Source organism: Streptomyces flaveolus (genome assembly GCF_000716535.1).
Classification (GTDB): Bacteria; Actinomycetota; Actinomycetes; order Streptomycetales; family Streptomycetaceae; genus Streptomyces; species Streptomyces flaveolus_A.
This window is the reverse complement of the sequence record NZ_JNWV01000004.1, coordinates 340,982-364,019: the sequence shown is the minus strand read 5'-3', so window position 1 is coordinate 364,019 and position 23,038 is coordinate 340,982. Positions and strand designations below refer to the sequence as shown.

At 72.2% G+C, this 23,038-nt stretch carries 20 protein-coding genes and 1 pseudogene; 8 read left to right on the top strand and 13 right to left on the bottom strand.

Features of this window, described 5'->3' with window-relative positions:
- Positions 1 to 13: 13 nt before the first annotated feature.
- A pseudogene (locus OO52_RS05410) lies at positions 14 to 2,328 on the bottom strand (glycosyltransferase).
- Positions 2,325 to 3,782, bottom strand: coding sequence for a glycosyltransferase family 29 protein (locus OO52_RS05405; protein ID WP_030641489.1), 1,458 nt, complete (start codon positions 3,780 to 3,782; stop codon positions 2,325 to 2,327). Before OO52_RS05405 ends, OO52_RS05410 begins: the two are co-directional and overlap by 4 nt.
- A 221-nt stretch (positions 3,783 to 4,003) precedes the next feature.
- Here OO52_RS05405 and OO52_RS05400 point away from each other — a divergent pair, with 221 nt between their 5' ends.
- Positions 4,004 to 5,146 carry an acyltransferase family protein gene (locus OO52_RS05400; RefSeq protein ID WP_234339480.1) on the top strand — a complete coding sequence of 381 codons (1,143 nt, stop codon included), beginning with the start codon at positions 4,004 to 4,006 and terminating at the stop codon, positions 5,144 to 5,146.
- Here OO52_RS05400 and OO52_RS05395 read toward each other — a convergent pair.
- Entirely contained in the window at positions 5,139 to 5,789 is a 651-nt protein-coding gene (locus OO52_RS05395) for a TetR/AcrR family transcriptional regulator C-terminal domain-containing protein (RefSeq protein ID WP_030641485.1), read from the bottom strand. The genes OO52_RS05400 and OO52_RS05395 overlap by 8 nt on opposite strands.
- 71 nt (positions 5,790 to 5,860) lie before the next feature.
- On the opposite strand from OO52_RS05395, the gene OO52_RS05390 reads away from it, so the two are divergent.
- Positions 5,861 to 7,243, top strand: a complete 1,383-nt coding sequence (locus OO52_RS05390; RefSeq protein WP_030641483.1) for an FAD-dependent oxidoreductase — start codon at positions 5,861 to 5,863, stop codon at positions 7,241 to 7,243.
- A 35-nt stretch (positions 7,244 to 7,278) separates the two neighbouring features.
- On the opposite strand, the gene leuE is transcribed toward OO52_RS05390, so the two are convergent.
- On the bottom strand, positions 7,279 to 7,923 hold the full coding sequence (gene leuE / locus OO52_RS05385) for a leucine efflux protein LeuE (protein ID WP_030641482.1): 645 nt from the start codon (positions 7,921 to 7,923) through the stop codon (positions 7,279 to 7,281).
- Positions 7,924 to 7,986: 63 nt separating this feature from the next.
- Complete coding sequence (locus OO52_RS05380; RefSeq protein ID WP_030641481.1) at positions 7,987 to 9,579, bottom strand: acyl-CoA mutase large subunit family protein; 1,593 nt, start codon at positions 9,577 to 9,579, stop codon at positions 7,987 to 7,989.
- A gap of 81 nt (positions 9,580 to 9,660) precedes the next feature.
- On the opposite strand from OO52_RS05380, the gene OO52_RS05375 reads away from it, so the two are divergent.
- Positions 9,661 to 10,554 (top strand): L,D-transpeptidase family protein, encoded by an 894-nt coding sequence (locus OO52_RS05375; protein WP_030641479.1) that lies wholly within the window; start codon positions 9,661 to 9,663, stop codon positions 10,552 to 10,554.
- Positions 10,555 to 10,783: 229 nt separating this feature from the next.
- On the opposite strand, the gene OO52_RS05370 is transcribed toward OO52_RS05375, so the two are convergent.
- The 8 genes from OO52_RS05370 to OO52_RS05335 form a co-directional block, all read right to left on the bottom strand.
- A complete protein-coding gene (locus tag OO52_RS05370; protein ID WP_030937172.1) occupies positions 10,784 to 11,980 on the bottom strand; it encodes a hypothetical protein in 1,197 nt (398 codons plus the stop codon).
- Entirely contained in the window at positions 11,980 to 12,642 is a 663-nt protein-coding gene (locus OO52_RS05365; protein ID WP_030641475.1) for an RNA polymerase sigma factor, read from the bottom strand. The genes OO52_RS05370 and OO52_RS05365 overlap by 1 nt, the downstream gene beginning before the upstream one ends.
- Before the next feature lie 292 nt (positions 12,643 to 12,934).
- Positions 12,935 to 13,783: a hypothetical protein gene (locus OO52_RS05360; RefSeq protein ID WP_030641472.1), complete on the bottom strand. Its 849-nt coding sequence runs from the start codon at positions 13,781 to 13,783 to the stop codon at positions 12,935 to 12,937.
- Positions 13,784 to 14,100: 317 nt separating this feature from the next.
- Positions 14,101 to 14,718, bottom strand: coding sequence for an RNA polymerase sigma factor (locus OO52_RS05355; RefSeq protein WP_030641470.1), 618 nt, complete (start codon positions 14,716 to 14,718; stop codon positions 14,101 to 14,103).
- Between the two features lie 138 nt (positions 14,719 to 14,856).
- Positions 14,857 to 15,270 carry a hypothetical protein gene (locus OO52_RS05350; protein WP_234317044.1) on the bottom strand — a complete coding sequence of 138 codons (414 nt, stop codon included), beginning with the start codon at positions 15,268 to 15,270 and terminating at the stop codon, positions 14,857 to 14,859.
- Positions 15,271 to 15,413: 143 nt separating this feature from the next.
- Complete coding sequence (locus tag OO52_RS05345; protein ID WP_030641466.1) at positions 15,414 to 15,983, bottom strand: hypothetical protein; 570 nt, start codon at positions 15,981 to 15,983, stop codon at positions 15,414 to 15,416.
- 118 nt (positions 15,984 to 16,101) lie between these two features.
- Positions 16,102 to 16,809, bottom strand: coding sequence for a DUF4328 domain-containing protein (locus OO52_RS05340; RefSeq protein WP_245240315.1), 708 nt, complete (start codon positions 16,807 to 16,809; stop codon positions 16,102 to 16,104).
- Between the two features lie 162 nt (positions 16,810 to 16,971).
- Positions 16,972 to 18,579 carry a beta-N-acetylhexosaminidase gene (locus tag OO52_RS05335; protein ID WP_420711381.1) on the bottom strand — a complete coding sequence of 536 codons (1,608 nt, stop codon included), beginning with the start codon at positions 18,577 to 18,579 and terminating at the stop codon, positions 16,972 to 16,974.
- A 214-nt stretch (positions 18,580 to 18,793) separates the two neighbouring features.
- On the opposite strand from OO52_RS05335, the gene OO52_RS05330 reads away from it, so the two are divergent.
- The 5 genes from OO52_RS05330 (at position 18,794) to OO52_RS05310 (ending at position 22,982) form a co-directional block, all read left to right on the top strand.
- Positions 18,794 to 19,369 (top strand): 2-oxo-4-hydroxy-4-carboxy-5-ureidoimidazoline decarboxylase, encoded by a 576-nt coding sequence (locus OO52_RS05330; RefSeq protein ID WP_030641460.1) that lies wholly within the window; start codon positions 18,794 to 18,796, stop codon positions 19,367 to 19,369.
- A gap of 191 nt (positions 19,370 to 19,560) precedes the next feature.
- Positions 19,561 to 19,941 carry a succinate dehydrogenase, cytochrome b556 subunit gene (sdhC, locus tag OO52_RS05325; RefSeq protein ID WP_043195476.1) on the top strand — a complete coding sequence of 127 codons (381 nt, stop codon included), beginning with the start codon at positions 19,561 to 19,563 and terminating at the stop codon, positions 19,939 to 19,941.
- A 5-nt stretch (positions 19,942 to 19,946) separates the two neighbouring features.
- Positions 19,947 to 20,429, top strand: coding sequence for a succinate dehydrogenase hydrophobic membrane anchor subunit (locus tag OO52_RS05320; protein ID WP_030641458.1), 483 nt, complete (start codon positions 19,947 to 19,949; stop codon positions 20,427 to 20,429).
- A 19-nt stretch (positions 20,430 to 20,448) separates the two neighbouring features.
- The gene (gene sdhA / locus OO52_RS05315) at positions 20,449 to 22,203 is read left to right on the top strand and encodes a succinate dehydrogenase flavoprotein subunit (protein WP_030641457.1); all 1,755 of its coding nucleotides are present in this window, start codon (positions 20,449 to 20,451) and stop codon (positions 22,201 to 22,203) included.
- Positions 22,203 to 22,982 (top strand): succinate dehydrogenase iron-sulfur subunit, encoded by a 780-nt coding sequence (locus tag OO52_RS05310; RefSeq protein ID WP_030641455.1) that lies wholly within the window; start codon positions 22,203 to 22,205, stop codon positions 22,980 to 22,982. The genes sdhA and OO52_RS05310 overlap by 1 nt, the downstream gene beginning before the upstream one ends.
- Positions 22,983 to 23,038 lie beyond the last annotated feature (56 nt).

Here is a 23,038-nt window from a genome sequence, read left to right as displayed (position 1 = left end):
CCCGCCCTGTCCGCTACCGGCGGAGGATGCCGCGGATGCGGGCCGCGTTCTCCTCGGTGACCTTCCACAGCAGCTCCTGCCGGTCGTGCACGTCGGCGACGGTCCGGCTGTGGTGGTCGAGGATGTGCAGGGCCCGCTCGGTGAGGACCGCGCCCAGCTCTCGCTCGTGCACCGACACGCCCCACTCGGGGCGCTCGATGTCGCTCAGGAAGTACGCCATCTTCGGGTGCGAGATCAGGCTGACGATGGGCGTGCCGACGCCGAAGGGGATCATCCCCGCGTGTCCGCGCATGCCGATGACCAGCCGGGTCCTGGCGTACGTCTCGCGGATCGCGTCGTTGTCGAAGTCGTACATCGGGATGACCGGCAGCGAGATGCCGTGCTCGCGGCGCAGGTCGAAGGCGATCCGCTCGTCGTCCAGGGAGTGGGCGACGCACCGCACCTCGGTGTGGGCGCCGATCGCGCGGACGGCCTTCGCGATCTCGGCGAGGAAGTGGCCGTAGTCGTGGCCGAAGCGCAGGCCCGCGCGGTCGTAGGCCGCGTTGAGCAGGACGGTGTCCTCGCGGTGTGACGGGTCGGTCCAGCCGGGCAGCAGCTGCCGCATGACCGTGGTCGGGCAGGGCTGGAAGACGACCTTGTCGTGCAGGTCGGCCGGGAGCAGCGAGCGGACCCTGGCGATGGAGCCGTGGTTGCGCAGGCCGAAGAACGCCGACTTCTCCACCAGCAGCCGGAGGCTCTCGTTGAACCGCCGGGCCCGGTAGGACTGTCCGTCGAAGGCGTTGAAACCGACCGCGAACACCATGATCGGCACGTCGATGGCGTCGAGGTGCGCGTCGGGGACGTTCCACTGCCAGGCGCTGTTGCCGTTGGGCATGGTGTCCGGGATGAACAGTCCGCCACCGCCGATGACCAGGCCGCGCCGGGCGTTGACCCGTTCCAGGGCGGCCTGGTCGAACAGTCGGTGGGCGTGGACGGAGTGCCAGCGCCGGGAGGTGGTGTCGGCGCCGAAGGCGAGCCGGACGCTCTCGGGCAGCAGCTTGTCGCCGGCGTTGCCCTGCCGGTCCATGTAGAAGGCGACGTGCGCGAGCTGGTCCTCGGCGCTGCCCTGCTCCTGGGAGGGCACGGCGGCGGCGCGCTGGGCCCACAGCCGGCTGGAGCGATGGGTGGGGTCGACGGTGAGGCCGGCGGTGGCGTACCGCAGTGCCTCGGTGTTGTCGCCGTGCACCCAGGCGATCTGCGCGAGGCGGGCGTAGGCGGTGGCGGCCCGGTTGGGGGCGGCGGTGGCCATGAGGAGCTGGGTCTTCGCCTCCTCGTAGCGGGAGACGCTCATCAGGGCGTGCCCGAGGATCTCGTGCGGCCAGGCCTCGTCCAGCGGGATGCGGACGCCGGACAGGATGTCGACGGCGTCCTGGTACTCGCCGGCCGCGATGTGCGCGGCGGCGACCTTGCGGGCGGCCTCGACGTCCCCGGTGCGCCGCACGTGCGGGGTGCCGTAGTGCACCAGCAGGTCGTGGTGGAGGCCGCCCTTGGCCACGCAGGCCGCCTGGAACTCGGCGTCGCCCAGGTCGAACTCGCGCCAGCGCTCCTCGGCCTGCGCGTACCCGGCCTCGCCGCCCTGCCAGGGCTTGTGCCGTCCGGTGAAGTGCAGGATCGCGGTGTCGTCCGGGACCGGCAGGTCGCCGGAGAGGCGCCGCTTGACGAAGTTGTAGCGGGCGTCGAGGCGCACGAAGTCGCCGTCCAGGACCGCGTTGAGGATGCCCTGGTCGTGCTTGTCGAGTTCGTAGGCGCCGCTGCGCCCGACCTGGTCCAGCCTGGCGCAGAACGCGTCGGACAGGTACTCGCGCTGGATGACCAGCAGCCCGGAGTTGAGCTTGTGCTGCCCGTAGAAGAACTGCGGCACGGCGGCCAGTCCCTCGCGCAGCTTCAGCAGTTCGCCCAGGTCGCCCAGGACGACCATGTCGGTGTCCAGGGTGATGACGGTGTCGTAGTCGCGGATCCTGAAGACGTCGAGGATGAAGTACGCCTTGCGGACCAGGTAGTTGTCCTGGTCGCCCTTGGCGTAGGAGTCGTAGCGGGCGGCGTCGACGCGGCGCAGCACGATCCGGGGGTGCAGGGCGCGGATGCGGCGATCGAGGCTGGTTTCAGGTCGTCGTGGAGGACGATGAAGTCCTCGCAGACGCCGGGGTTGGACAGGGCGAGGCTGCGCAGCAGGGCGAGGAAGCCGGGCAGGTAGTTCTCGTCCACGAAGCTCGCGAACGCGATGCGGCGCTTGCCGGTCAGGGCCTGCGCGGAGGTGTCCGGTACGACCGGGCTGGCGGTGGTGGTCATCGCAGGGAGATCCTCATGTCGGTGACGCTCTGGGCCCGGTCCATGACCCATGCCTTCTCGCTGGTGTATTCGTGCACGGAGGTGATGGCGAGCTTCATCGCCTCGGGCACCCGGTAGGCGCCGGACTCGTAGAAGTCGAAGCCGATCAGGTCGAGCCTGGGGCTGACGTCGAGGAAGTCCAGCAGCCAGAGCATGTTGAAGCCGGTGGTCGGGATGGCGGGCCAGGCGTCGGTGCCGAGGCGGCCGATGGTGCGGACGGGCCAGCGCAGCGACTCGTCGCCGAGGTTCTGCTGGGCGCCGGGCACCAGGCGGTTGCGCAGGCTGTGCTTCCAGTCGCCGGAGACCCCGCCGAAGACGAGCCGGGTGGTCACCGGCTTGTCCCAGTTGAAGCCGTGCTTGTGGATGGTGGCGTGGATGTCGGTACGGCCGCCGGTGTGCTTCGGGTCGATCCGGTACGAGTTGAAGCGCACGACGAGGTCGTAGCCGTCGATCTCGGCGCCCATGCCGCTCTCGCCGACGCGGCCGGAGTTCGCGACGAGGCAGATCGACTTGCCGGCGATCTGGTTGCGGAACTCGCCGAGGCTGATCCAGCGGACCCCGCCGATCGTGGGGTCGGCGACGGGGCCGCGCATGCGGACGCGGCGCTGCTCGGCGTAGAGGGCGATGACCTCGCCGAGGTCGTCGCCGGGGATGCCGGTGCGCAGGTCCAGGTACTGGCTGAGGAGTTCCTGCCGGTCGGCGACCGGGGCCTGATCGGCGGCGAGCGCGAGCAGCGCGCCGACCAGCCGGGGTTCGGCCGCCTCCCAGTCGCCGGCGGCGTGCAGGGCGAGGCCTTCGGCCCAGACGTCGGTGGCGGGCCCGGTGGCGAAGTCGGCGGCGCGCGGGCACCGGCGGCGCAGCAGGTCGAGCAGTTCGCGTTCGCGTTCCGCGGCCCGGCGCAGCCCGGTGACACGGGCGGCGACGCCGAATCCGTCCTCGGTGGTCAGCTCCAGGTAGCGCTCGTAGGCGGCGACCGCCTCGGGTTCCTCGCCGAGCGCCTCCAGGACGCGGGCGCGCAGCCGCCAGCCGGCGCGGGAGTTCTTGCGGTGGGCGAGGACGGTGTCGCCGATCCGCAGGGCGAGGTGCAGTTCGTCGTCGTAACCGCACTCCAGGGCCTTGTTGCCGGCGGCCAGCAGGGCGTCCAGCAGGTCGCCGGGGATCCCGCCGGACGGGGCGGGGGTGCCCTTCACGGCCCGCTTGAGCAGGGCGGTCGCCCCGCCGGACGAGGCGGGCGCGGGGGCGGTGACGCCGGTGGTGCCGACCACCACGAGCACCTTGCGCAATTGCTCGGCCAGTTCCGTGCGGCGGCGGTCGAGGCTGCCGACGAGTTTGCCGCTGTGCACGGCGCAGGCGCGCAGACAGTCGTCGAGCTCCCCTCCACGCACGGGTGCCCGGCGGGCTTGGACCCTTGTCATGACTCTCCTGTTTTTTCCCGGAAGCGTGGGGGGATGGAGAAACTAGGAAGGTAAATCAACGGACAGGTGAACGAACATGGTCCGGCAAGCGAATCGTTGGCTTGTCAACCAAGTCATTTCTGTGATTCGCCCAGGCACCGATGAAACGATTGCTCTCGGAGTCAGATCTTCACCAGAAAGACAAAGACGATTAACGCCAGTCGGGTTGGGTGCCGAGAACCATGCCTGTTTCCTCCTCCGTCCTCGCCGCCGTGCCCGCGCCCCCGGTCCGCGGAACGGCCCATGAACGCCAGAGCCGTCTGCACGCCTTGGACGGACTGCGACTGCTGGCCGCGCTGATGGTCTGCCTCTACCACTACGCCGGACGCGGCGGCCCGGTCTCCGCGTCCTGGCACCAGAGCCCGGCCCATGTCTTCCCGACCCTGTCCCAGATGGCCACCTACGGCTGTCTGGGCGTGCAGTTCTTCTTCGTCATCAGCGGTTTCGTGATCTGCATGAGCAGTTGGGGCCGCACCCTCGGCGACTTCTTCCGCTCCCGGGTCGCCCGCCTCTACCCCGCCTACTGGGTCGCGCTGGTGCTGGTCACCGCGGCGGCCGTGGCGCTGCCCGTGGTCGTCCACCCGGTCCGGCCGGACGAGTTCCTGGTCAACCTGACGATGCTGCAGCAGCCGATGGGCGCCACCCGCGTCCTCGGCGTCTGCTGGACGCTCTGGGTGGAGGTCCGCTTCTACGCCCTGTTCGCCCTGTTCGTCGTCCTACGGGGTGTCACCTACCGCCGGGTGGTGCTCTTCTGCTGCGTGTGGACGCTGGCGGCGGTGGTGTGCCGCACCTCCGGCAACGCGCTCACCGGCCAGTTGGTCATGCCCGAGTACGCCCCCTTCTTCGTCGGCGGACTGGCCCTGTACCTGATCCACCGCTTCGGCGGCGACCTGCTGCTGTGGGGCATCGTCGCGGTGTCCTGGCTGCTGGGACAGAGCACCGCCACCCGGAGCCTGTGGCACGCCGGCGCGCAGGGCGACTTCCACCGCAGCCCGTACGTCATCATCGCCGTCGTCACCCTCGCCTTCGCCGCCGTGGCCGCGGTGGCGGTGGGCTGGACGCGGTGGGCCTCCTGGCGCTGGCTGGTCACGGCCGGCGCGCTGACGTACCCGTTCTACCTGGTCCACGAGCACCTGGGCTGGTTCGTCATCCGGGTGCTGCACCGGGGGCTCGGGCTGTCGCCGTGGCCGACGCTCGCCGTGACCGTGCTGGGCATGCTGGCGCTGGCGTGGCTGATCCACCGGTTCGTGGAGAAGCCGTTCGGCCCCCGGCTGAAGCGGGCACTGAAGAAGGCCCGTACGCCAGCGGCGACCGCCCTCAGCTGATCCCGTACCGCGCCTCGATGCCGGCGACGACGAGCGCCAGCCCCTCCTCGAACCGCCGGTCGTAGTCGTCGAAGAGCAGCTTCCCGGCCTCGGCGGCGAGCGGGAAGCCGGCCAGGCGCCGGGCACGTTCCTCTATGTCGTACCCCTCCCGGCGCTCGCCCGGGAGGGGCCGTACGCCCTGCTCCTCGGTGACGAAGCCGATGGTGTACGCGTACATCGCCCGGCCCGCGTCGACCGCCTGCACGAGGCTGAGGCCGGCGTCCGTCAGCGCCCGCAGGTTCGCCTCCAGCTCCCGGGCGTGCTCGGTTCCCGTGAAGCGCGAGCCGCTGAACACCTTGGCCCCGTCGCGGTAGCCGAGCAGCGCGGCCCGCAGCCCGCGCTGGGACTTCAGCAGCCGCTCCCGCCAGGTGTCGGCGGGACCGAAGGCGGTCCCGGCCACCATCCGCCGGTACATCTCCGTCGCCATCTCGTCCAGCAGCGCCTGCTTGTCCTTGAAGTGCCAGTACAGGGCGGGCGCCTTGACGTCCAGCTCCCGGGCGATGGCACGCAGGGTCAGCCCGTCCAGGCCGACCTCGTTCAGCAGCCGCAGCGCGGTGTCGGCGACTCGTGCGCGGTCCAGGGGCGTGCGCTTCTCGGAACTCACGCTTGACAGCTTAACAACGTTAAGGGCACGCTCGTGGGCGACATCACTTAACGCTGTTAAGGGGATATGCCATGGATGTACTGATCGTGGGTGCGGGCCCGACGGGCCTGACACTGGCCCTCGACCTCGCCCGGCGCGGGGTGGACGCACTGGTGGTGGAGCGGGGGGAGGCGCTCTTCCCCGGTTCGCGCGGCAAGGGGATCCAGCCCCGCACCCAGGAAGTCTTCGCCGACCTGGGCGTCCTGGAGGCGATCCGGGCGGCCGGCGGCCCCTACCCGCCCCGGCTGATCTGGCGGGACGGCCAGCGGCTCGGCGACCAGCCGATGTTCGAGGAGATCCCGGCGGACGAGGGCACGCCGTACACCGATCCGCTGATGGTCGCGCAGTGGCGGACGCAGGAGGTGCTGTACACGCGGCTGACCGAACGGTACGGGGCAGGCCGGGTCGTCTTCGGCCGGGAGGTGACCGGTCTGACGCAGGACGCGGAGGGCGTGACGGTGTCGTGCGCCGACGGTACGACCCTCCGTGCGGCCTACGTGGTGGCGGCGGACGGCGGCCGCTCGGCGGTCCGGCGCGCACTGGGGGTGGGCATGACCGGGGAGACGGTCGATCCGGTGCCGTTCCTGGTGGCGGACGTACGGGTGCGGGGCCTGGACCGGGACCACTGGCACACGTTCCCGGGGACCGGCGGCAGCGGCCTCGCCCTGTGCCCGCTAGCCGGCACCGACTACTTCCAGCTCCTGGCACGCCTACCGGAAGCCGAGGAGGCCGACCTGTCCCTGGACGGCATCCGCAAGCTGGTCGCCACCTCCACGCACCTGGACGCCGACGCCGTCACGGAGCTGCGCTGGGCCTCCGACTTCCGCCCGCGCGCCGCCCTGGCGGACCGGTTCCGGGCGGGCCGGGTCTTCCTCGCCGGCGACGCGGCCCACGTCCACTCCCCGGCGGGCGGCCAAGGCCTGAACACCAGCGTCCAGGACGCCTACAACCTCGGCTGGAAGCTGGGCGCGGTGCTCCGGGGCGGAGCACCGGAAGCCCTGCTGGACACGTACGAGGAGGAGCGCCGCGCGAACGCCGCCGCCATGCTGGACCTGTCGACGGGGGTCCACCGGGGAGAGATCAAGCGGGGCCGGGCGACGGTCCAACTCGGCGTGGGCTACCGGGAGTCGTCCCTCAGCGTGGACACGCGCGGGACGACGGAGGGCCTCCGCGCGGGCGACCGCGCCCCGGACGGCACGGTGGCAGGCGTCCGCCTCTTCGACGCGTTCCAGGGCCCGCACTGGACTCTGTTGGGAGCGTCGCCGGCGGGGGTGCGCTCGCTCCCCACGGCCCCGCGGTCATACGGCGAGGGCGTCTTCCTGATCCGCCCGGACGGGTATGTGGGCTGGGCGGGAGAGACGACGGAGGGCCTGGCGGACTACGCGAAGAAGACGGGAGCTTTCACAACGCCGTAGGGGAAACCCCCGTCTCCGGCGATTCCAGCGAGCGATCAGGCGAGCGAAAGCTTCACCGCGAACCCCAGGAACAGCGCACCCGCCGCCGACGTGGCGGTGGCCGACAGCCCCTTGCGCCGCCGGAACGCCGCGGCCAGCCGCGTGCCGCCGAATATCAGGGCGCTGAGATAGAGCGCGCTGGCGAGCTGCGCGAAGGCGCCGAGGACGACGAAGGAGAGGGCCGGGTAGGCGTAGCCCGGGTCGACGAACTGCACGAAGAAGGCGACGAAGAAGAGGATCGCCTTGGGGTTGAACAGGCTGACGACGAGCGCGCGGCGGAAGGGCCGCTCGTCCGTGCCCCGGGCGGGCGCGGCCTCCTCGACGGCCCGCTCCCGCCGGGTCCGCCACATCTGCCGGGCGGCCCGCAGCATGCCGATCGCCAGCCAGCTCAGATATCCGGCACCGGCGTACTTCACGATCCCGAACAGCAGCGCGTTCCCCTGGAGCAGCGAAGCGACACCGGCCGCGGACAGCGTCATCAGCACGGTGTCCCCGCACCACACACCGGCGGCGGCCGTGTAACCGGCCCGCACACCGCGGCGGGCGGCCACGGAGAGGACGTAGAGGGAGTTGGGGCCGGGCAGCAGCACGATCAGGATCAGGCCCGCGAGATAGGTGGGGAGGTCGATGACGCCGAACATGGAGGGAGTGTCGCACGGGGCTGTGACACCCGGTCCTCCGCCTCCGGAAGGGCGCCCAGGGGCTCAGAAGGTGTCGCTCGGCACGTGGCTCCCCCAGACCTCGCGGAGCGCCCCGCAGACCTCCCCCACCGTCGCCCGCGCCCGCAGCGCCTCCTTCATCGGGTACAGGACGTTGTCCTCGCCCTCCGCCGCCTTCCGGAGCGCGTCCAGTGCCCCGGTCACCGCGGCCCCGTCGCGTCCGGCCCGCAGTCGGGCCAGGCGTTCGGCCTGGCGCGTCTCGATCGCCGGGTCCACCCGCAACGGCTCGTACGGTTCCTCCTCGTCCAGCCGGAAGCGGTTGACCCCGACCACCACCCGGTCACCGGAGTCGGTCTCCTGCGCGATGCGGTACGCGTTCTTCTCGATCTCCGCCTTCTGGAAGCCCCGCTCGATCGCGGCGACCGCCCCGCCCAGGTCCTCCACCCTGCGCATCAGGTCGACGGCCGCCTCCTCCACGTCGTCCGTCATCCGCTCGACCGCGTAGGAACCGGCGAACGGGTCCACCGTCGCCGGTACGTCCGTCTCGTGCGCCAGCACCTGCTGCGTCCGCAGGGCCAGCCGCGCGCTCTTGTCCGTGGGCAGCGCGATGGCCTCGTCGAAGGAGTTGGTGTGCAGGGACTGCGTGCCGCCGAGCACCGCCGCCAGGGCCTGGACGGTGACCCGGACCAGGTTCACCTCCGGCTGCTGGGCCGTCAGCTGGACCCCCGCCGTCTGGGTGTGGAAGCGCAGCATCAGCGACTTGGGGTCGCGGGCGCCGAACTCCTCCCTCATCACCCGCGCCCAGATCCTGCGCGCCGCCCGGAACTTGGCGACCTCCTCCAGCAGCGTCGTACGGGCCACGAAGAAGAACGACAGGCGCGGAGCGAAGTCGTCCACGTCCATGCCCGCCGCCACCGCCGTGCGGACGTACTCGATGCCGTCGGCGAGGGTGAACGCGATCTCCTGCACCGGGGACGCGCCCGCCTCGGCCATGTGGTAGCCGGAGATCGAGATCGTGTTCCACTTCGGGATCTCGGCGGTGCAGTACCGGAAGATGTCCGCGGTCAGCCGCAGGGACGGCTTCGGCGGGAAGATGTACGTGCCCCGGGCGATGTACTCCTTCAGGACGTCGTTCTGGATCGTGCCCGTCAGCCGGTCCGCGGTCACCCCCTGCTCCTCCGCCACGAGCTGGTACAGCAGCAGGAGCAGTGCGGCGGGCGCGTTGATCGTCATGGACGTCGAGACCTGGTCCAGCGGGATGCCGTCGAAGAGCACCCGCATGTCCTCGACGGAGTCGATCGCCACGCCCACCTTGCCGACCTCGCCGTGCGCGAGGGGCGCGTCGGAGTCGTGGCCCATCTGGGTGGGCAGGTCGAAGGCGACGGACAGGCCGGTGGTGCCGTGGGCGATCAGCTGCCGGTAGCGGGCGTTGGACTCCGCCGCCGTGCCGAAGCCCGCGTACTGGCGCATGGTCCAGGGCCGGCCGGTGTACATGGTCGGGTAGACCCCGCGGGTGAACGGGTACGCGCCCGGTTCGCCCAGTTTCCGGGCCGGGTCCCAGCCGGTCAGGTCGGCCGGCCCGTAGACCGGCTCGATCGGCAGGCCCGACTCGGACCGACGTGCCGACTGCTGTGCCATCGCTGCCTCCGCGCGGTAGGACGGGTACTCCTCACCATGCCCCGTAGTTCGGCGGCGGTCACGCGGGGAAGCATCCCGGGCATGAGGATCCCGGGGAGATCTGCCGCTCTGCTCGCCTCGGCCGCCGCACTCGCCGCGCTCTGCGGGTGCACCGTGCAGCCGGCGGGCGCCGATGGGAAACAAGGCCTGCCGGTCCATGTGGAAGTGCCGAGCGGTGCGCGTTCCGGCACCGCCCGGAGCAGTCCGGGGTCCGGCCCCGCCCGGACGGCACCGGCCGCCCCGCCGACGGCCACACCGGCCGCCCCGCCGAGCGTCACGCCCGCCGCGCCCGCCGTGCCCGCGCCGCGGGTGCTGTGGTCGCGCGGGGACGACGGGCCGGCCGTGCGGGAACTCCAGGCGCGGCTGCGCCAGGTGGCCTGGCTGGCCGTGGGGCCGACCGGGTCGTACGACGGCCCGACCGAGCAGGCCGTCAAGGGCTTCCAGGGCAAGCGCGGGCTGCCCCGGACCGGCGCGACGGACGCCGTCACCTGGCAGCGGCTGGTGGCGATGACGCGTCCGCCGGGCAGGGCGGAGCTGTATCCGGGGGCCGGTCAGCCGGCCGCCGCACCGGATCCGCGCTGTCTGACCGGGCGGGTGCTGTGCATCAGCAAGACCAGCCGGACCCTGCGCTGGATGGTCGACGGACGGACCCTGTCCACGATGGCGGTGCGGTTCGGCGCGCAGTACACCCCGACCCGCGAAGGTGTGTTCACCGTCTACTGGAAGTCACGGCACCATGTGTCGACCATCTATCACTCGCCGATGCCGTACGCCATGTTCTTCAGCGGTGGCCAGGCGGTCCACTACTCGTACGACTTCGCGGCGCGCGGCTACGCGGGCGGTTCCCACGGATGCGTCAACGTCCGGGACGAGACGGCGATCGCGCGGCTCTTCGCGCAGGTGAGGATCGGCGACAAGGTCGTCGTGTCCTGGTGAGAGGTCCTGCCGAGGGCGGTGGCTTGCGGGGCGCGGGCGGGACCGGGGGAACGTGTCCCGCCCGCGCCAGGTGCACGAGCCGCGGGTACGGGGGGAACCCCGGCTCCGTGCGACGGCCGATGACCAGTCGGCTCACTCATTACTGCGTCACGGGCTCCAGAAACGTCACACCTCGCGCCGAAATATTTTCGGTGCTCGCAAAAGCGCAGGTCAGACGGGGTGACGTGGATCAGAGCGCGGTGTACGTCGGAGTCGGTGACGCCGTCGTGGAGCCGTTGCCGGATGCGCCGGGGTGCGCGGGCGCGTAGGCCGAGGGAGCGGGGGCTGCGCCATCGCGGTGCAGGCCGCCGCCCTTGCCGCCGCCGCCCTTGCCTCCGCCCTTGCCGCTGTCCTTGCCACCGTCTTTGCCGCTGCCGCCCTTGCCGCCGCCCTTACCAGCGTCTTTGCCGTTGCCCTTGCCGCCGCCCGGGCCGGCCGGGCCGTCGTCGCCCTTGCCCTTGCCCCCGTCCTTTCCGCCGTCCTTGCCCTCGCCCTTGCCGTTGTCCGAGCCCTGGCCGGTGGTGTTCCCGCCGCTGCCGCCGCTGTTCGCGCCGCCCGTGCCGCCGGAGGCGGAGTCACCGGCGCCCAGCAGCACCTTGCAGTACGTGGTCACGCGGCCGGGGCCGCCCGCCAGGCGTTCCAGGGCGCGCTTGCGGCCGGCGTCCAGGTCCTTGCCGTCCCGCAGCGCACGACAGGCCGCGGGGGCGCCGAGCCACCCGGTGCCGGACGTCGCGGAGGGGGCTCCGGAGCCGGGTACGGCGTTCCGGCCGGCGCCGTCGTCCGTCCCCGCGGCCTCGTCGTCGGTGCCACCGCTCCGCCCACGCGTACCGCCGTCCGGTGCGCCCGTCCCGGTCCCGTCACCCGGTGCGGACGGTGAGGCGAGCGGCTGTCCGGTGGTCGTGTCGGGGGACACGGAAGTGGCGGGGCGGGGGTGCTCGTCGTCGAACGGCGTGGGCAGCACTCCGCTGCCGGCGGCCACGGCGACCCCGCCGAGCGTGCCCGCGGCCACCGCCGCGGCGAGGGCCAGGCGCACCGGTCGGCCCCGGCGGGAGCGCCGGGTGCGGATTCCGGTACGGGCCGGGGCGCCGATGCGGACCAGGCCGGCGTCGGTGCCGCGTGCGGGGGTGCGGGGGGCGGCGGGGGCGTGCGCGGCGGCGGTGCGCTCCGCCTCGGCGGCCTCGCGGACCTTGCGGAACGCGGCCAGGGCGGCCTGCTCGCCGGGCAGTTCACCGGGTGCGGGCGCCGCCTGCTCGGACAGCGCGCCGAGCGCCCGGGAGAGACGTTCGGCCTGGTCACGGGCGGAGGGGTCGACGGCTTCCAGTGGCTCACCGCGCAGCAGGCGTTCCGCCGTCTCCCGGTTCAGCCACTTGTACTGCTCGTCGGCCATCACATGTCCTTCTGCGTCCGCGCACGCGTATGCGTCACAGTTGCGGACGTCACCGCGCCCCGGCGCGGTTCTCTTTGTGGGGGGAGCGCGTCGAGTCCGCCCGCCGATTCCGGATCGGCGCCGATCAGCTCCGCGAGGCGCTTCAGACCACGGTGGGCGGCGGTCCGGACGGCGCCCGCGCGTTTGCCGAGGGTCTCGGCGGCGGTCTTGGCGTCGAGGCCCACGACCACGCGCAGGACGACCGCCTCGGCCTGGTCCTGCGGGAGCCGGGCGATCAGGGAGAGGGTGCTGTCGGTGGCCAGGGCCTCGATGGCCTCGCCGGCCGTGTCGGACTCGGCGGCGCGGCCGGTCAGCTCGGTCTCGTCGCCACCTATGGCGGGGCGGCGGCCCCGCATGCGTATGTGGTCCAGGGCGCGGTTTCGCGCGATCCGGGCGGCCCAGCCGCGGAACCGGTCGGCGTCACCGCTGAAGCGGTCCAGGTCGCGGGCGATCTGGAGCCAGGCCTCGGACGCGACGTCCTCAGCGTCCAGGTCGCCGACCAGGGTGCGGACGTATCCGAGCAGGCGCGGGTGCACCGCGCGGTACACCGTACGGAACGCGGTCTCGTCTCCGTCCTGTGCCGCACGCACCGCGGCGGTCAGCTCCGCGTCGTCCCCCAGCACCGTACTCCCTTTACGCCTGTCTTCGGTCGGCGCGAAAGGCACGTTACGGCGTGAACCGCTGCTCGTCCATGTCTGTAGAAGATGCAACTAACTCGTGACCGGGTTCGGATGTGCGCAGCGTGAGGCCGGGAGGGGGTCGCGATGTGGCCGCGGTGTGGCGGGGTGTGACAGAAACCGCACCCGCGGCGCTGAAGAGAGTACGGGCCGCGCGCGGCCCGTCCGCGCGACGGCCGGGGCCTCTCCTGTGGGGGGTGGCGGCCCCGGCCGTTGCCTTCGCGGGTCGGCCGATGCCTTACGGCTTGCCGCCGGAGGAGTCACCGCCGGCCGCCTTACCTCCGGCCGCTGCGCCGCCGGCCGAGTTCCCCGCGGCCGCGTTCCCCCGGCTGCCGCCACCCTTGCTCTCCCCGCTACCGCTGTCAGCGGTACTGCCGGTGGTGCCCGCATTGCCGGTGGTGCCGGTGTTGCCGGTGTTGCCGGACGTGCCCGCGTCGTCGGTGTTCTCGCCCTGCTTCCGCTCCGAGCGAGCGGCGCAGTAGGCGGCGACCTTCCCTGCTCCCCCCGCCGCCGTGACGAGCCGCTGCCAGGCCGCCGTGTCCAGCGCGCCGCCGCGTTCCCCGGCCCGCGTGTAGGCGCGGCAGCGGGCGAGGGTGTCCTGGGCGGCGGCCGACTGCCCGGGGCGATCCGCGGACGGGGTGTCCGCGGGCCCGGCTGCCGGGGCGTCGGCCGAGGCGGACGGAGTGCTCGCCGCCGGTGGCGTGGACCGTGGCGATCGGCTCCGGTCGTCGTCGTGCGTGCCGGACCCGGCGGAGCCGATGGCCGCGACGGCGACTCCGCCCAGCGTGAGGCTCGCCAGCGCGAGCGAGAGAGTGGTCCGCAGCGAGCGGCGGGCGGGTGCCGGCCGCCCGGGCCGCCAGTCGTCCCGGGCGCGGGTCCGCGCGTCGTGCGCCCCCGCGTCGCGCGCGGCGCGGAAGGCGGCGACGGCGCCGCGCTCGGCCTCGGCGTCGACGCGGTCGGCGCGCAGCGCGGCGGCGAACCGCGTCTCCAGCCCGGAGGCGTCCGCCGGGTCCGGCGCGGCGACGGCACCGCCGGGGTGCGCACGCCGACGACCGGCCGGTCCGCCGCCGCTGCGCCGTTCACCCATGCCCGTTCCCGCCCTCATCCGGTCCACCCGGAACTCCGTACGCCGATCCACCCGCGCCCACCCGCCGAAACCCCCGGCGCCCACACCTGTCGGCCGTCACGGCCGCGCACCCGCGCCCGCCGGTCGTCACAGCCCCGCGCCCGAACCGGCGGACCAGCGGAGCCGTACGCCCACCGCACCCGAGCCCCAGAGCCACCCCGGCCCAGAGGCCCCCGGCGCCGGAAGCCAGGCCCCGAACACCGCTTCCGCCGACGCCGGAGACGTCCGCGGAGCCGACTCTCCACGCCCGTACATACGTCCCGCACCCGTCGGCACGTTCACCCCGGCTCACTCCGCGCCGGCGGATCCGGGTCCGCCGTCCCGTCCGTGCCGAGCTGGCGGGCCAGGCGCCGCAGGCCCCGGTACGCGGCCGTACGGACGGCGCCGGGGCGTTTGCCGAGGACGCGGGCCGCGGCCGGGCCGTCGAGGCCGACGACCACCCGCAGCAGCACCGCCTCGGCCTGGTCCCGGGGCAGCGCGCGGACCAGTTCCAGCGCGCGTTCGGTGGAGAGCGACTCCAGGGCCTGGTCGTGGGTGCTGTGCCGGCCGGGCAGCTCCAGGGCGTCCTGCTCCAACTGCGCCGCCCGGGGCCGTACCCGCTGCCGACGCAGATGGTCCAGCGCGCGGTGCCGGGCGATGGTCGCGGTCCAGCCGCGGAAGCCCGCGCCGTCGCCCCGGAACCGGCCGAGGTCACGCGCGATCTCCAGCCAGGCGTCGGAGGCGACGTCCTCCGCGTCGTCGCCGACCAGACCCCGCAGATAGCCCAGCAGGCCGGGCTGCACGATCCGGTAGGCCACCGCGAACGCGGTCTCGTCGCCGTCCTGGGCCCGCGCGACGGCCGCGCCCAGTTCCCCGTCCCGCGGTTGCGGGCGGCGGGGTACCCCTCCCTGGCCCAAGACCGTCCTCGTTCGTGCCGAGTTCCTGGCCACTGCGTGGCGCTTGCCTCACGGTGCGACACGCTCCGGCCGTGTCCCCGCCCTCCACGATCATCAGCGTCGGCCCCGACGGAAGTGTCACAGCCGGGCCGTGACCGGTCAGCCGGGGGCGGTCGCGTCCCGGCACAGCAGCCGCAGCGAGCCGTGGCCGGCGTAGCAGCGGCGGGCCTCGTCGACGGGGTCCCACAGCCGGCCGTCGGGGGTGCGCACCCAGTGCTCGCCGCCGGTCGCCCACCACTCGGCGCCGGTCTGCCGGACGATCACCTCGCCGGCGTAGGCGCCGAAGCCGCGCAGCACGCTCTCGACGGCCGCGTACGGCGGCCCCTCGCGCCGTATCTCCTCGATCATCCGGTCCACCCGCCACAGGCTCTGCGCCGAGTAGTCGAGCCGTACGCGCGCGCCCTCGCGCATGGTCGCCACCGCGTCCGCCGCCCACCGCACGGGCTTGGTCGCGGCACTCGGCCTGGTCTCGTGCTGTGCTGCCTGGGACCGGGCGGCCGCCTGAGCTGTCACATGAGTCGTCACTTGGGCTGTCACATAGGAAAGAGCGAGCCGGGGCGGAGTTCCGTCACCGTGGTTCGAAACGTTTCTCCCGACGTTCGGCCAACCGTCGCAGGACCACCCCACGTCCGCCGCACGAGGGTCACAGACCCCCCTCACGCACCCGGTTCCGCGACGCTGCGCGCCCGGCGCGAGACCACTGCGCGCAACACCCGGCGGCCCTCCACCGACACCTCCAGCGCCCGGCGCAGCCCCTGCGCGCCGTGCCCCGCGAGGAGTTCCAGGACGGCGGCCTGACGGCGCAGCTCGGCGGCGACGAGCGGCGGCAGGCCCGCCGTGTCGCCCGCGCGCCCGGCGCCGAGGCCGTCCGGGGCCGGGTCGCCGTCCGCGGCGGGGTCGAGCAGCCGGTGGACGCGCAACGAGGCGACCGAGCAGGCGTCGGCCCAGGCCCGTACCGCGCCGGCGGTGCGCTCGGCCGGGGCCGACTCCAGCATGCGCCGGGTGAGCCGCGCGGCCTCGTCGTCGGCGGGGTCCGCGGGGCCGAGCGCGGTGCGGGCCAGGGCCAGGTCCGCGGACCAGTCGGAGTCGTCGGCGAGGCGGGCCCACAGCGGGCGCAGCAGCTCGTCGGCAGCGCCGAGCAGCGGCAGACACCGATCCGAACAAGCCAATCCACTGGCGGCCAGTGCGCGTTCGTCGGCCTGTGCGATCAGTTCCACCAGGCTCATGGATGCCTCCCTCGCCAGGGCGCCGACCGGTACGGAGCCCGCATTTCCCCTTACTGCGTGCGACGGCGCGGGAGTGTCACAGCGGAGGTATTCAGCCAAAGGCGACAGTGGCGGGCGGTCAGCCGAAGGCGGGGGCGGGCAGCTCGCCCGAGAACACCTTGCGCTCCTGCATACGGGTCAGCCGGACGACCACCACCATGGCGAGGACGGCCGCCGCGATGTCGATCCCGTCGGAGAACAGCATCACCCGGGCGGCGTCGCGCAGTTCGGCCGCCGTCTCGGCGTTCCGGGACGTGGTGTACGCGTACCGGCCCGCGACGAGGCTGATGATCCACAGCGTCCACCAGGCGTCGACCGGCGTGTGCCCGGACCGCGTGCCCCAGGGGGCGCTGGCGTCCCAGCTGTCGGCGACGATCCGGCGCGGGAACCAGAGGTTGACGACCGGGCAGAACCAGCCGCCGATCGTCCAGCCGCGCTTCATGCGGTGCCGGGAGGCGTCGAACACCTCGGCGTTCACCCGGACCCGCCACAGCCAGCACAGGTAGACGACCACCGTGGCGACCAGCGCGACCACCTGGGAGACGCCGGCCACCGCGTAGAGCGCGTCCGCGCGGTCGGCCCGGCCGACGACGCCGGCCCCGGCGGCGCCGTCGGCGATGTCGCCGGCGACGTCGAGTTCCAGCAGGTCCGCGCAGCAGGCGAACAGGTCGGTGGCGATGACGAGCCCGAGCAGTACGGCGGTGGCCCGGCCGAGCGCGACCGGCGAGCGCAGCCAGGCGCCGGGCGGCGTAGGGTACGGCGACGCGGGGTACGGCGGTGTGGGCATGGGCGAGGTCATGGCGGAGTCCCCCCGAGAGATGAGAGCCGGGCCGGTGCGTCGGCTCTCCCCGAAGCGACGCGCGGCCACCGGTGACGGACGCGCGCGTTCCGAGGACGCGCGCGGACACCGGAACATAGGGGCGGACGCCGCCGTGCGTCCACTCGGTTCTCAGCCCAGCCGGTCCGCCAGCTCGCGGAAGCCGGCCCAGGACAGCGGGGGCGTGCCCGGGTCCCACAGCTTCTGCGCGGTGGCCCGCAGCGGCATCCGGATGCCGGCGGCGACCTGTGCCTGCGTCTGCGCGTTCGGGAAGTCGGACCAGACCGCGAACGAGCCGCCCAGGATCTGCCCGTCGTAGCGCTCCGGCACGGCGGTGGTGCCGCGCAGCACGCGCGGGCTCCACTGCTCGTAGATCCGCTGTCCGGTCGGGTAGACGAAGGTCTGCGGCTGCCCGAGCACGTAGTAGAGGAACTCGTCGTTGTAGTTGAGCACCTTCCGCCCGGCGCTCAGGTACTCCACGGGCTGCCGGGCGCCGATCTCCTTGCCGGTCCAGTAGGCGACCCGGATGTCCGGGTCGGGCCGCACGGAGGTGTCGCGGTAGAAGCCGTCGTTCCACGCGCGGACGGTCCGGTCGTGGGCGCGGACGGTGGCCGCGCGGTCGTTCAGCCAGCCGGTGGCGAGGTCGGCGACGGTCGCGCCGGCGCCGAAGGCCTGCCGGGCGGCGGCGGCCAGCTGGGGATACGAGGCCTGCGGGTCCCTGACGGTCAGCGCCTGGTACTCGTCCCCGCCCAGGTGCCACTGGTCGCCGGTGAAGAGCCCGGCGTACTCGTCGAGCAGGTCGTCGACGATCCGCGCGGAGGCGTCCTTGGAGATGTCGACGGCGCCCCGCGTCGGCACCCCGCTCGCGTTGCGCAGCTGGAGGTCCGGGTGGGCGGCGATGACGGCGCCCAGGTGCCCCGGCGAGTCGATCTCCGGTACGACGGTGATGTGCCGGCTGTCCGCCAGCGCCACGATCTTCCTGACCTGGGCCTTGGTCAGATGGTCCTTGGAGACGATCTCGGGGTGGCTGCTGGACTCGATCCTGAAGGCCTGGTCGTCGGAGAAGTGCAGGCCCAGCTCGTTGAACTTGAGGTCCCCCAGCTCGCGTATCCGGTCCTCGATCCAGGTCTCGCCGTACGGCTTGCGGGCGATGTCCAGCATGAACCCGCGCACCGGCTTGGCGGGCTCGTCCTTCACGACGCCCTCGGGTGCCGTGCCGCCGCCGTGGACCTCCTGCTTCAGGGTGCGGGTGCCGTAGAACACGCCGGCCTCGCCGGGCCCGCTGATGTCGACCCGCCCGCCCCGGACGGTCATGGTGTACGACTCCTGGTTCCCGCCCCCGCTACCGAGCGCCAGCCGCAGATCGCCCGCCCGCACGTCGTCCTTCTCCCCCGCGTACCGCAGCCCCAGCTCGCCGGCTATGAGGCGCCCCTCGTCGGCCAGCCCGGGGTCGCTCACCACCACGCGGCCGCCCGGCCGCGGTGTCCAGCCGGGTCCGCGCGCGGGGGTGTGGGAGCGCACCGCGGGGATCGTGCGCGGTGCCCGCGACAGGGGATAGGACCGGCTCGGGCTGGGACTCGCCGACGGTGTGCCCGGATCGCCGGCACCGGTGCCGGCCGCCCGGCCGGACGACGACCGCGCCGCGCTTCCCTCCGGCTTTCCGCCGCTCCCGTCCGACGAGGCCCACACGCCGACGCCGGTGCCGAGCGCGATGGTCCCGACGAACGCGGCGGCCACCACCGCCCGCTTCCGTATCACCTGCCGCGCCGGGCCCCGGCGCCTGTGCCTGTGCTGGATCACCCTGCCAACGTACGACCGATCGCCCGCTCGGCTGTCATCCAGGCGTTCCGAAACTCTCCCGTCCGGGTGAATTTCAGGCATCCCTCGGACACAGCCTGACCACTCTCGATAACCTGAGGCCACACTTTTCACAGCATCCCCTGCCACACCACATGTGACGCGAGGACCCACGCTGCCCGCCCACCGCCTGCCGTATCTCCCCACACCCCTCGACGCCTTCAACACCGCACCCGCCGCCGAGGCCCGCACCCTTCTCCTGCACTGCCTGCACAGCCTGCGCTGGTCGCACCGGATCGCGGACCACCGCCCCTACCCGGACCTGGACGCCCTGCTGGCCGCGGCGGACGAGGCGACGTACGACCTCTCCCCCGGCGATCTGGCCGAGGCCCTGGCCGGCGAGTCCCTCCCCGAGCTGCCCGAGGGCACCTACTCGGCGGCCCACATGGCCCTGAGCGCCGCGCACGCCGCGTACGAGGCCCGATTCGGACACGCGTTCGTCATCTACCTGGGCGATGTCGCCCCGGACGAGGTCATCGACCACATCCTCGAAGCGATCCGGTCACGATTGGCGAACGATCCCGAAGAGGAACGGGTGGTGGCGGCGGACGAGCTCCGGCGCCTCGCGCGGGGACGGCTGCTGACCCTGCTCAGCGGCGTAGGGCTGTGTTCGATTTGTGGCTACCGCCACGTGGGCGCGACCAGCCCAAACGCCCCCGCACCCGGCAAATGACAGTCGAATCCGCCGCGGCGACCGCACCCGCTAGCCCAACCGCGTGCCACTTTGATCACACCGGTAGGCCCCCCGTAAGCACCACGGCGGCACGTGGATACCATGCAGAGGGCCGGTGGACCGTACCCGGCCGGGCCCGACCGACAGTGAAGCCGGCGCGGCCCTAGTCCCCGCTCCCGGAGGGTTCTTCCGTGCCGGCTGGAACGCTGTACCGCGGCCGGGAAGGAATGTGGTCCTGGGTGGCTCACCGAGTCACCGGCGTCCTCATCTTCTTCTTCCTGTTCGTTCACGTGCTGGACACCGCTCTCGTGCGTGTATCCCCCGAGGACTACGACAAGGTCGTAGCCACGTACAAGACGCCGATCGTCGCGCTGCTGGAGTACGGCCTCGTCGCCGCCATCCTCTTCCACGCGCTCAACGGCCTGCGCGTCATCGCCGTCGACTTCTGGTCGAAGGGCCCGCGCTACCAGAAGCAGATGTTCTGGACCGTGATGGGTGTCTGGATCGTGCTGATGCTCGGGGCGATCTACCCGGTCCTCGGCCACGCCTACCGTGTCCTGTTTGGGAGCTGACGCCGATGTCCACGACTGAAACCGCGGCCTCGGGAGTCGGCCCCGTCGAGGGCGCCCCCGTCTACACCGTCGACAACCCGGCCCCGCTGATCGAGGCCCCGCGCAGGCGCACCAAGAAGTCCCCGAAGTCGACCCGGGGCAACTTCGAGCTGGCGGCCTGGCTCTTCATGCGCCTGTCCGGCATCGTGCTGGTCGTCCTCGTCATCGGCCACCTGCTGATCCAGCTCGTGCTGGACGGCGGCGTCTCCAAGATCGGCTTCGCCTTCGTGGCCGGCCGCTGGGCGTCCCCGTTCTGGCAGGTCTGGGACCTGCTGATGCTGTGGCTGGCGATGCTGCACGGCGCCAACGGCCTGCGCACGATCATCAACGACTACGCGGAGCGCCCGAACAGCCGGCTGTGGCTGAAGGGCCTGCTCTACACCGCCACGGTGTTCACCATCCTGCTGGGCACGCTGGTGATCTTCACCTTCGACCCGAACATCCGCTAGGCACGGGGCTGCGAGAATCATGAAGATCCACAAGTACGACACCGTCATCGTCGGCGCCGGTGGCGCGGGCATGCGCGCCGCCATCGAGGCGACGAAGCGCAGCCGCACCGCGGTCCTGACCAAGCTCTACCCCACCCGCTCCCACACGGGCGCCGCGCAGGGCGGCATGGCCGCCGCGCTGGCCAACGTGGAGGAGGACAACTGGGAGTGGCACACCTTCGACACGGTCAAGGGCGGTGACTACCTGGTCGACCAGGACGCCGCCGAGATCCTGGCGAAGGAGGCCATCGACGCCGTCCTCGACCTGGAGAAGATGGGCCTGCCGTTCAACCGGACGCCGAACGGCACCATCGACCAGCGCCGCTTCGGCGGGCACAGCCGCAACCACGGCGAGGCCCCGGTCCGCCGGTCCTGCTACGCCGCGGACCGCACCGGCCACATGATCCTCCAGACGCTGTACCAGAACTGCGTCAAGGAGGGCGTGGAGTTCTTCAACGAGTTCTACGTCCTGGACCAGCTCATCACCGAGGTCGACGGCGTCAAGCGCTCCGCCGGTGTCGTCGCCTACGAGCTGGCGACCGGCGAGATCCACGTCTTCCAGGCGAAGGCCGTCATCTACGCCTCCGGCGGCACCGGCAAGTTCTTCAAGGTGACGTCGAACGCCCACACGCTGACCGGTGACGGCCAGGCGGCGGTCTACCGGCGCGGCCTGCCGCTGGAGGACATGGAGTTCTTCCAGTTCCACCCGACCGGCATCTGGCGCATGGGCATCCTGCTCACCGAGGGCGCCCGCGGTGAGGGCGGCATCCTGCGCAACAAGGACGGCGAGCGCTTCATGGAGAAGTACGCTCCCGTCATGAAGGACCTGGCGTCCCGTGACGTGGTGTCCCGCTCCATCTACACGGAGATCCGCGAGGGCCGTGGCTGCGGTCCCGAGGGCGACCACGTCTACCTGGACCTGACCCACCTGCCGCCGGAGCAGCTCGACGCCAAGCTCCCGGACATCACCGAGTTCGCGCGGACCTACCTCGGCATCGAGCCGTACACGGACCCGATCCCGATCCAGCCCACCGCGCACTACGCGATGGGCGGCATCCCGACGAACGTCATGGGCGAGGTCCTGGCGGACAACACCACGGTCGTCCCGGGCCTGTACGCGGCCGGCGAGGTCGCCTGCGTGTCCGTGCACGGCGCCAACCGGCTCGGCACCAACTCGCTGCTGGACATCAACGTCTTCGGCCGCCGCGCGGGCATCGCCGCCGCCGAGTACTCGGCGAAGGCCGACTACGTCGAGCTGCCGGACGCCCCGGAGTCCTTCGTCGTCGAGCAGATCGAGCGGCTGCGCACCTCCACCGGCAACGAGCGGGTGGCGACCCTGCGCCGCGAGCTGCAGGAGACCATGGACGCCAACGTCATGGTGTTCCGCACCGAGCAGACGATCAAGACGGCGGTCGAGAAGATCGCCGAGCTCAAGGAGCGCTACAAGAACGTGGCGATCCAGGACAAGGGCAAGCGTTTCAACACGGACCTGCTGGAGGCGATCGAGCTGGGCAACCTGCTCGACCTGGCCGAGGTCATGGCGGTGTCGGCCCTCGCCCGCAAGGAGTCCCGCGGCGGTCACTACCGCGAGGACTACCCGAACCGTGACGACGTCAACTTCATGCGCCACACCATGGCGTACCGCGAGGTCGGCGCCGACGGCTCGGAAACCGTCCGTCTCGACTACAAGCCGGTCGTCCAGACCCGCTACCAGCCGATGGAGCGTAAGTACTGATGGCTACCCCTGTTCTGGACAAGGCGGACGCGGCCGGCCAGCCCGAGCCCGGTTTCGCCGACTCCCCCTACATCACGGTCACCTTCCGCATCCGCCGGTTCAACCCGGAGGTCGCGGCGGAGGCCACCTGGGAAGACTTCCAGCTGGAGATCGACCCCAAGGAGCGGGTCCTCGACGGCCTCCACAAGATCAAGTGGGACGTCGACGGCACCCTCACCTTCCGCCGCTCGTGCGCGCACGGCATCTGCGGCTCGGACGCGATGCGGATCAACGGCAAGAACCGCCTTGCCTGCAAGACGCTGATCAAGGACATCAACCCCGAGAAGCCGATCACGGTCGAGCCCATCAAGGGCCTGACGGTCCTGAAGGACCTGGTCGTGGACATGGAGCCGTTCTTCCAGGCGTACCGGGACGTCATGCCGTTCCTGGTCGTCAAGGAGACGAACGAGCCCACCCGGGAGCGCTACCAGTCCCCGGAGGACCGCGAGCGCTTCGACGACACCACGAAGTGCATCCTCTGCGCGGCCTGCACCTCCTCCTGCCCGGTGTTCTGGAACGACGGCCAGTACTTCGGTCCGGCCGCGATCGTGAACGCCCACCGTTTCATCTTCGACTCGCGTGACGAGGCCGGGGAGCAGCGCCTGGAGATCCTCAACGACCGTGACGGCGTGTGGCGCTGCCGCACGACCTTCAACTGCACGGACGCCTGCCCGCGCGGCATCGAGGTCACGAAGGCGATCCAGGAAGTGAAGCGCGCCCTGATCACGCGCCGCTACTGATCCGCGGACACGCCTGGAGCACCTGGGCCCCGCCTCCGGTTCCGTACCGGGGGCGG

Bases quoted from the DNA above. Each gene is read 5' to 3' on its own strand.
- OO52_RS05405 (WP_030641489.1), bottom strand. From the start codon at position 3,782: ATGACAAGGGTCCAAGCCCGCCGGGCACCCGTGCGTGGAGGGGAGCTC.
- OO52_RS05400 (WP_234339480.1), top strand. From the start codon at position 4,004: ATGCCTGTTTCCTCCTCCGTCCTCGCCGCCGTGCCCGCGCCCCCGGTC.
- OO52_RS05320 (WP_030641458.1), top strand. From the start codon at position 19,947: ATGTCCACGACTGAAACCGCGGCCTCGGGAGTCGGCCCCGTCGAGGGC.
- OO52_RS05390 (WP_030641483.1), top strand. From the start codon at position 5,861: ATGGATGTACTGATCGTGGGTGCGGGCCCGACGGGCCTGACACTGGCC.
- OO52_RS05340 (WP_245240315.1), bottom strand. From the start codon at position 16,809: ATGCCCACACCGCCGTACCCCGCGTCGCCGTACCCTACGCCGCCCGGC.
- OO52_RS05375 (WP_030641479.1), top strand. From the start codon at position 9,661: ATGAGGATCCCGGGGAGATCTGCCGCTCTGCTCGCCTCGGCCGCCGCA.
- leuE (WP_030641482.1), bottom strand. From the start codon at position 7,923: ATGTTCGGCGTCATCGACCTCCCCACCTATCTCGCGGGCCTGATCCTG.
- OO52_RS05360 (WP_030641472.1), bottom strand. From the start codon at position 13,783: ATGGGTGAACGGCGCAGCGGCGGCGGACCGGCCGGTCGTCGGCGTGCG.
- OO52_RS05345 (WP_030641466.1), bottom strand. From the start codon at position 15,983: ATGAGCCTGGTGGAACTGATCGCACAGGCCGACGAACGCGCACTGGCC.
- OO52_RS05310 (WP_030641455.1), top strand. From the start codon at position 22,203: ATGGCTACCCCTGTTCTGGACAAGGCGGACGCGGCCGGCCAGCCCGAG.
- OO52_RS05380 (WP_030641481.1), bottom strand. From the start codon at position 9,579: ATGGCACAGCAGTCGGCACGTCGGTCCGAGTCGGGCCTGCCGATCGAG.
- sdhA (WP_030641457.1), top strand. From the start codon at position 20,449: ATGAAGATCCACAAGTACGACACCGTCATCGTCGGCGCCGGTGGCGCG.
- OO52_RS05370 (WP_030937172.1), bottom strand. From the start codon at position 11,980: ATGGCCGACGAGCAGTACAAGTGGCTGAACCGGGAGACGGCGGAACGC.